General features: G+C 44.3%; 8 protein-coding genes. 4 read left to right on the top strand and 4 right to left on the bottom strand.

What is annotated here, in order from left to right; all coding sequences use genetic code 11:
• On the top strand, window positions 1-250 hold a 250-nt coding region (locus AC805_RS26655), incomplete at its 5' end, for a hypothetical protein (protein WP_231662386.1).
• A 25-nt stretch (window positions 251-275) separates the two neighbouring features.
• Here AC805_RS26655 and AC805_RS01155 read toward each other — a convergent pair.
• Window positions 276-794, bottom strand: coding sequence for an inorganic diphosphatase (locus AC805_RS01155; RefSeq protein WP_055073710.1), 519 nt, complete (start codon window positions 792-794; stop codon window positions 276-278).
• A 378-nt stretch (window positions 795-1,172) separates the two neighbouring features.
• Between AC805_RS01155 and murI the strand changes: the two genes are divergently transcribed.
• From murI to AC805_RS01140, 3 genes are all read left to right on the top strand, one after another.
• Window positions 1,173-1,997, top strand: a complete 825-nt coding sequence (gene murI / locus AC805_RS01150; RefSeq protein WP_142600683.1) for a glutamate racemase — start codon at window positions 1,173-1,175, stop codon at window positions 1,995-1,997.
• Between the two features lie 44 nt (window positions 1,998-2,041).
• Window positions 2,042-3,364, top strand: coding sequence for an N-acetylmuramoyl-L-alanine amidase (locus AC805_RS01145; protein WP_156341271.1), 1,323 nt, complete (start codon window positions 2,042-2,044; stop codon window positions 3,362-3,364).
• 103 nt (window positions 3,365-3,467) lie between these two features.
• Entirely contained in the window at window positions 3,468-4,712 is a 1,245-nt protein-coding gene (locus AC805_RS01140) for an N-acetylmuramoyl-L-alanine amidase (RefSeq protein WP_055073707.1), read from the top strand.
• A 48-nt stretch (window positions 4,713-4,760) separates the two neighbouring features.
• Here the strand turns inward: AC805_RS01140 and AC805_RS01135 are convergent, their stop codons facing one another.
• The 3 genes from AC805_RS01135 to AC805_RS01125 all read right to left on the bottom strand — a co-directional run bounded on the left by AC805_RS01135 (window position 4,761) and on the right by AC805_RS01125 (window position 7,238).
• On the bottom strand, window positions 4,761-5,906 hold the full coding sequence (locus AC805_RS01135; RefSeq protein WP_055073706.1) for a sugar phosphate nucleotidyltransferase: 1,146 nt from the start codon (window positions 5,904-5,906) through the stop codon (window positions 4,761-4,763).
• A 374-nt stretch (window positions 5,907-6,280) separates the two neighbouring features.
• Window positions 6,281-6,922 carry an aminoacyl-tRNA hydrolase gene (pth, locus tag AC805_RS01130; RefSeq protein WP_055073705.1) on the bottom strand — a complete coding sequence of 214 codons (642 nt, stop codon included), beginning with the start codon at window positions 6,920-6,922 and terminating at the stop codon, window positions 6,281-6,283.
• Complete coding sequence (locus AC805_RS01125; RefSeq protein ID WP_055073704.1) at window positions 6,915-7,238, bottom strand: TatA/E family twin arginine-targeting protein translocase; 324 nt, start codon at window positions 7,236-7,238, stop codon at window positions 6,915-6,917. The genes pth and AC805_RS01125 overlap by 8 nt, the downstream gene beginning before the upstream one ends.
• Window positions 7,239-7,378 lie beyond the last annotated feature (140 nt).

The following is a 7,378-nucleotide window of genomic DNA, read 5'->3' as shown; positions in this document are numbered from 1 at the left end:
GGATAGCTGGTTATTTCTCAATAATCCAGTCTCTTATTCTCTTGACGAGGTTTATTGGTTTCTTAAAGCTCTCAAACTATTCTTTTGTCTAGGTTCCTTGCGCTTTTCCTTTCAGTTCGGGTTGCTTAGCTTTCGCTCCGCTTCCCTTCAGCGCTTTATTAAGTTAGCAAAGGTATTTTGCTTTGTCAAGCGTTTTCTTGAGGGAAGTTTTGAAGATAATTTACCTTGGCTCACCTATTCCTTACGGTAGAAGGATTTTAGACCCCAAAAAAGTTTTAGGATTTAGGCAATGCCGCTTCAATTGACTTAGTTACAAGCGCTTGCACTGCATCTACACCTTCCCAGCCCCTGATTTCAGTGACTTTCTTTTCGAGATTTTTGTACGAACGGAAAAATTCAGCTATCTCTTCGAGACGGTGGGGGGCGATGTCGGCTAGGGTTTTGACATCAGCGTAACGTGGATCTTTGGCGGGGACGCAGAGGATTTTTTCGTCGCGATCGCCACCATCGATCATGATCAGCATTCCGATGGGGCGAGCAGGAATAACGCATCCAGGGAAGGTGGGTTGATCCATAATGACCATGCCATCCAGAGGATCGCCATCATCAGCGAGGGTATTGGGGACGAAACCATAATCGTAGGGATATTGCACCGAAGAGTAAAGCACGCGGTCTAGGGCAAAAGCGTTGAGGTCTTTGTCAAACTCGTATTTGTTTTTGCTACCTGCGGGGATTTCGATCAAGACGTTGAGAATTCCAGCTTTGGGCTGGGGTGGGATACGCGATAAGTCCATTTTTGTACCTTTGTACCTAAGTTATAAGTTGCTAGCTATAAGTTGCTTTGTTGGGTTTTGTGGGATAGAGATTTGGTCGACTAAGCGATCGCAAACATACCTAGAAAAGTATATAGAATCACCAGTACCGTTAAGACAATTAACTCCAGACAATTAACTCCAGACAATTAACTCATACCAAAGCTCAAAATGGCTAAGCCATTTTGAGCTTTGAAAACCCTTACTGGGTTTGGTTCTTAATTCACGAAAGTGTTGACACACTTTCGTGAATTGGTATCAGAGGAGGATGGTCGGGCGGTTAATTAGTTAGGCTGATACGCACTTTCAAAAAAATATGCTTTACTGTGATGCATGTGAAGTGTGAGGATGTGCATGGTTTTGCAGCAGGAAGCTCGGTTCCCTATTGGTGTTTTTGATAGTGGGGTTGGGGGACTTACGGTTTTACAAGAAGTTCATCGCCAACTACCTAATGAGTCTGTAGTTTATTTTGGTGATACCGCCCGTTTGCCCTATGGCAAGCGATCGCCTGTGGAAATTATTGAATATGTATATGAGATTTTGCACTGGATGCAGTCTAAGCAAGTCAAGATGGCAATCATGGCTTGTAATACCAGTTCGGCTTTAGCACTAGATGTAGTCAGAAAAGATTTCGATCTGCCAATTCTGGGTTTGATTTTGCCAGGGGCAAGAGCAGCAGTGGGCAAAGGAAAAAGGATCGGTGTAATTGCCACAACTGCCACAGTCAAGAGCGAAGCCTATGTACAAGCCATTCGGGAAAGCGATCCTCAAGCACAGGTTTTTCAGATGGATTGTCCTGAATTTGTACCTTTGATCGAGTCCGATCGCATTCAGGATCCCTATACTTTGCAAGTTGCTAAGGTGTATTTACAACCACTGATTGAGGCAAATATTGACACGCTGGTGTTAGGTTGCACCCACTACCCTCATTTGTCAGGAGTTTTACGTCAGATCCTGCCCTCCCATGTGGCTCTGGTAAATCCTGCTTCCTATGTAGTAAGGGCGGCGGGTCAAGAGTTAGATCTCATGGGGTTGAAATGTCTGGATAGCCGTAGCGATCGCGCTGAGACGAAATTTTTTGTAAGTGGAGAACCTGATCGTTTTGCTCAGGTGTCTCGCCGTTGGTTAGGAAAGTTGCCTTTGGTGGAAAAAGTTTCCCTATCTCCTGTAGAATTGCTGTCTTAAACTTTCGATCGGGACTCTACAGTCAAATTGTTGGGAGTAATCTTTTGAATCAATATTACCGACAATCGCTATGGCTCATGTTTTGCTTGATAGCTACTACCTGTCTCAGCTCGCAAGCAGCTAATGCCAAGGGGTCAACTGATTTACCACAGGATCGTCGACCCCAAGAACAATTGCTAGCTCCGATACAGCAGCTACAACAGAATGTTGCCCTCAAAAACGATGCCCCAAAAAACGATAACCGAGTTAACAGTGCTCAAGTTAACAGTGCTCAAGTTAACAGTGACAACTTTAGGCTAGCCATCAAAGACAATCTCCAAACGCAAACATTGCCATTGGTGGCTAATCCTATTACTTCAGACCTAAGCACTTATCGCAATGATAATTCGCAAGGAAAAATATTATCTGGATCATCTGGATTGGTTGCTAGTAGCAATTCACCAACAACCATAGATGGGTTGTCATTTAATGGTTATGGGCAACTGGTAATTCAGGCGAGTCGGGCGATATCCTATCGCGGCAGTTTGAATTTAGCCACTAATACCTTTACTGTGACCATTCCTGCCACAAGAATCTCACCGCAGTTACGTCGTCCAATTTTAGGGTCGAATAGCCCAATCGAACAGATTCGCCTCAATCAAGTGGGTGATGCAGTAGTCATTACTGTAAAAACGATCGCTGGTTGGCAAATCCGTGACACGATCAGAACCGATCCTCAGGTGATCGCATTGCAGTTAAACAGTGTAGGACAGGTTACTACGAGTAACGTACCGATTACCAGACCTCAAGCCCAAAACACCTACAGCAATGTTAATGGTCGTCAGATCGTTGTCATCGATCCTGGTCATGGAGGTCCAGATGTGGGGGCTACGCGCAATGGAGTTTATGAAAAAGACATTACTTTGATAATTAGTAAACAACTGGGCAGGATGTTACAGCAAATGGGATATTCTGTGGTGTTTACACGCACTGAAGATATCGATCTCGACCTCGACCCAAGGGTAAAGATTGCGGAGAATGCTAGAGCAAGTGCCTTTGTAAGCGTGCATGTCAATTCGCTTGATGCCAATGCCTCTCAAGTCAGTGGGGTTGAAACTTATCACGCACCAGGTGCGTCTTTAGGAGAGAATCTTGCCGAGTTAGTACATGGGCAAATTCTTGCCATAACTGGGGCAAACGACCGTGGTGTGAGGTCAGCTAGATTTTATGTGATTCGCAATACTTCTATGCCTGCAATTCTTGTGGAAACTGGATATATTACCAATCCAACCGAGGCTTCAAAATTAGTCAACAGTGCTTATCAACAGCGCATGGCAGAGGCGATCGCTAAAGGGGTCGATCAATTTCTAAAGTCTTACCGAAGGTAGATTGAGACGATCTGCATAGCCCAAAGATCTAGCTATTTAATAGCTAATAGCTCAGATTTCGGATAATTACGTTATTGGGAGAAATGTTTTGCGATATCGACACATGGTAGTCGGAATTTTAGTGAGCCTAGCTACTAGCTATGGATGGAATATAGGCAACTTTGCTAGCAGCGAAGCTAATCCTATACATCCCGACATTTTGGAATCATCTCTGCTTCAAAACCAACAAAACATCCCAAAGGGAATAGGAAATTTACAATCCCAGTCCATAAATACAATAAATACAAATAATCGAGTGGCTCAAGATCGAGTGGCTCAAGATCGAGGGACTACAATCGCACAGGCGATACCCATTAATCCAAGCTTACCCATTTATAGACCAGTCAATCCAACTAACCCAGCATCCCTAACCGCTGAGATCGAACGCTTGAGTTTAAGCAGTACGGGACAATTGAGCGTAGAGGCAACCCAAGCCATAAGCTATCAAGTTAGTCTCGATCGCACTGGCAACTTCAATTTGGTTATCCCCAATGCCAAGATTTCGGCAAATTTCCAACGCCCTAGCCTTGCTGCCAATAGCCCTATTGAGAGAATTAAGCTGTCGCAGGTTGGTAATGCCGTAGAAATTGGCATTAAAACGAGTGCTGGTTGGCAAATACGTGAAACGCCAAGGCTCAATAATAAACAAATCAAGCTCCAAATTTCCACGAGTGGGGTTGCTTCCAATCCTGCCAATCCATCACCTTTACCTACTAACAACCCTTCTCCGAATATTCCCCAAAATATAGGCGATCGCCGTCGGGGTGTAATCTATGTGGATGCAGGACATGGGGGCAATGACCCTGGTGCGGTTGGAAATGGCATTCAAGAGAAAGATGTCGTTTTGCCAATTAGCCTCAAGCTCGGACAAGCCCTACAGACTATGGGCTACACCGTTTATTACACCCGTACTAATGATGTGGAAATCGACTTAGAGCCTCGCGTTGCCGCAGCGGAGAGAATCAATGCCGATGTTTTTGTCAGCGTCCATGCTAATTCGCTTGCCGCAGGCAATAGCGATATCAGTGGGATTGAGACCTATTACTCGCGTAACTCAACGATTGGCAGGGAACTGGCAAGCTACGTGCACGAACAGATTATTGCAGGGACTGGAGCAAATGATCGCTCGGTTAGAGGTGCAGGTTTTTATGTAATTGCCAGAACTTCGATGCCTGCGATTTTAGTCGAGACGGGCTTTGTAACGAATCCAGCCGAAGCAAGGAATTTAAATAGCCCAGATTACCAAAAACGGATGGCAGATGCGATCGCGCGCGGGATCGATCAATTTATGCGCGTCCGAGGTAGATAATAGCAATTCCCAAAATGGCGTTGCCATTTTGGGAATTGCTAGCATCGCTCAGGCGGCAGGAGATTTAGAAAATTCCAAGGGAGAATGGGACTGTTGCTGTTGTCGTGCATCGGTGATCAGCCAATCTAGGGCTGCCGCTTGCAAATCGATCGTTGCACCTGTTTTATCAACACAGTAACGACCAAATACCAATTTATCGACTAGCCGCACATCAGACAGACGGGAATACTCAAAAATCACACTCCGTTCAACCACCGCGCCACTACAAACATGACAATTAGGACCAATCATTGTCGGACCAATGATGGTTGCTCCATCCTCGATTTGAGTCATGCCACCAATATAAACAGGGCCGCGAATATCAACTTTGTCCCAATTAACCGAAACATTTAAACCTGCATAAATCCCTGGCTTAACTTCATGCCCAGGAATATTAACGTTTTTAATCTTGTCAAGTAGGACATCTTGGATTGCCTGCCAATAGTCGGGAACCTTACCAATATCCACCCATTGAAAGTCCATCGAAATGGCATGGAAAGGTAAATCGGCTGCCACCAATTTGGGGAACAAATCACTACCAAGGTCAAATTCTAGCCCTGACGGGACATAATCAAGAATTTCAGGTTCAAATATATAGATGCCTGTATTGATCGTATTGCTCAGGGCATCTTCAATCCTTGGTTTTTCTTGAAATTGCTTAATTCTGCCATCAGAATCAGTAACCACTACCCCATAGCTAGAAACCTGATCTCTAGGGACAGTTTTAGTAATAATCGTAGCTAGGGACTTTTTTTGACGATGCCAATTCACAGCATAGGTGAGATCAAGATCGATCAAAGCGTCGCCACAAAGGACAACAAAGGTATCATCAAAAAACGGGGAGAAATCTTGGATTTTTTTTAGTCCTCCTGCTGAACCAAGCGCACTACCTTGGAGCTTGCCATCAATAATGGTTCCCTCAAAGGAATATGCCATTTGTACGCCAAATTTTTGACCATCTCGAAAATAATTCTCGATCTCTTCCGATAGGTGGCTAACGTTAACCATGATCCGATCGAAGCCATGCTGTCTTAGTAGCTCAACTAAAAACTCCATCACAGGCTTTTGCATGATGGGAATCATGGGCTTAGGCATGATATTCGTGATCGGGCGGATTCTAGTACCTTTACCCGCAGCCAAAATCATGGCTTTCATAAATTACGTTCTCCTCTCACTACGATTAAATGGCACTTGCATAAGCACCTCGGCATTATTAAAAACTCTAATCTCCAAAGTTATGCCGATCGCTATGCTAAAGGCAAACTATTGGGAATTTTATTTTTAATTATGCTTACCTACTCATCTAAAATTTAGTTTACTAAGCTCTGCCAAAGCTCCCTAAAAACCGTCTTATCATACCTTGTAATACCATTTCCCTGAAGTGTGCCAACACTTTAGAAAACTAAAAACTAAACTCAGCAAGGTTTTTAAGTTCAAAAAATAGCAAATTATTGCAAGCCCCAAGAAGAGAATGGCGGCGCTTTGCGCCGCCATTCTCTTCTTGGGGCTTTATATCAGAACTAACGGGCTTAAAAATCAATGCTACGACTGTTATATAAACTCATGGCTTTTTCTAACCCATCCGCTAAAATGCTGGTTACTGTAGATTCGGCAAGGTTAAGAATTTCAGGTAATACTTTAGTTTCTGTAACGGAAAATCCACCGAGAACGTGATTAGTGACATTTTGATTGGCTTTAGTAGCGATCGCTTCATCACTACCCGATCTACCACCTCGACCGATACCCAGACGGAGGCGGGGAAAATTTTGCGTGCCCAGATGCGCGATTATGGATTTCATACCATTATGTCCGCCCGCAGAACCAGAGGGACGCAATCGCAGCTTACCAAGGGGTAAATCCATATCGTCATATACAACCAAAATATTTGCGGGGCTGCCTTTAAACCAATCCGCACAGGCGCGAACAGACTGTCCCGACAAGTTCATATAGGTAGTGGGCTTAAGCAAACGAATCTTATTACCGACCAATCCACTTGACAATCGCCCCTCACCAAAGAGCCCATAAAAGCGTTTTTCCTTGCCAAGGGAGATATTCCAAGATGTGGATAGGCGATCGATCGCCATAAAACCAATATTGTGCCGAGTGCGATCGTACTCTGCCCCAGGGTTACCCAGTCCTACAATTAAAGATATGGATTGAGTCTCAAGCATCCGTAGCAGTTGTTACTTCCCTAGTTTGTTCTGAAGAGGTGGCAACAGGAGCAGCAACAGATGCCGCTTCAGGACTCGGCGAAGATAGGGTTGCCGAGGATGTCGCAGGGGCTGCCTCAGCAATTGTTATGGGTTGCTCTAACCGCTCGGCTTCACGCTTAAATTCCGATTCAAATTCGCGGGAGGCATCTTGAAAACCTTTAATAGCTTTACCCATACTACGCCCAATTTCTGGCAGCTTTTTGGGACCAAAGATCAACAGAGCAACGAGCATGATCAGAATCATTTCAGGCAAACCAATACCAAAAATATTCATCAAGAATGACCTTCTTTTTAGACGAGTTAGACGAGTGAACTATTAGCGATCGCAAACCAGAGACCGTCGGCGATCGGTCGATCCTGAATTTTAGAATTTATCAAAAAATCTATCAATTAAGTAGCTGGGCATAATTAAAA

Source organism: Pseudanabaena sp. 'Roaring Creek', assembly GCF_001402795.1.
Classification (GTDB): Bacteria; Cyanobacteriota; Cyanobacteriia; order Pseudanabaenales; family Pseudanabaenaceae; genus Pseudanabaena.
Note: the sequence above shows the minus strand (reverse complement) of the source record. Positions and strands in the feature narration are given on the sequence as shown.

Coding starts and splice junctions, on each gene's coding strand:
- AC805_RS01155 (WP_055073710.1), bottom strand. CDS start 794: ATGGACTTATCGCGTATCCCACCCCAGCCCAAAGCTGGAATTCTCAAC.
- AC805_RS01140 (WP_055073707.1), top strand. CDS start 3,468: ATGGTAGTCGGAATTTTAGTGAGCCTAGCTACTAGCTATGGATGGAAT.
- AC805_RS01135 (WP_055073706.1), bottom strand. CDS start 5,906: ATGAAAGCCATGATTTTGGCTGCGGGTAAAGGTACTAGAATCCGCCCG.
- pth (WP_055073705.1), bottom strand. CDS start 6,922: ATGCTTGAGACTCAATCCATATCTTTAATTGTAGGACTGGGTAACCCT.
- AC805_RS01125 (WP_055073704.1), bottom strand. CDS start 7,238: ATGAATATTTTTGGTATTGGTTTGCCTGAAATGATTCTGATCATGCTC.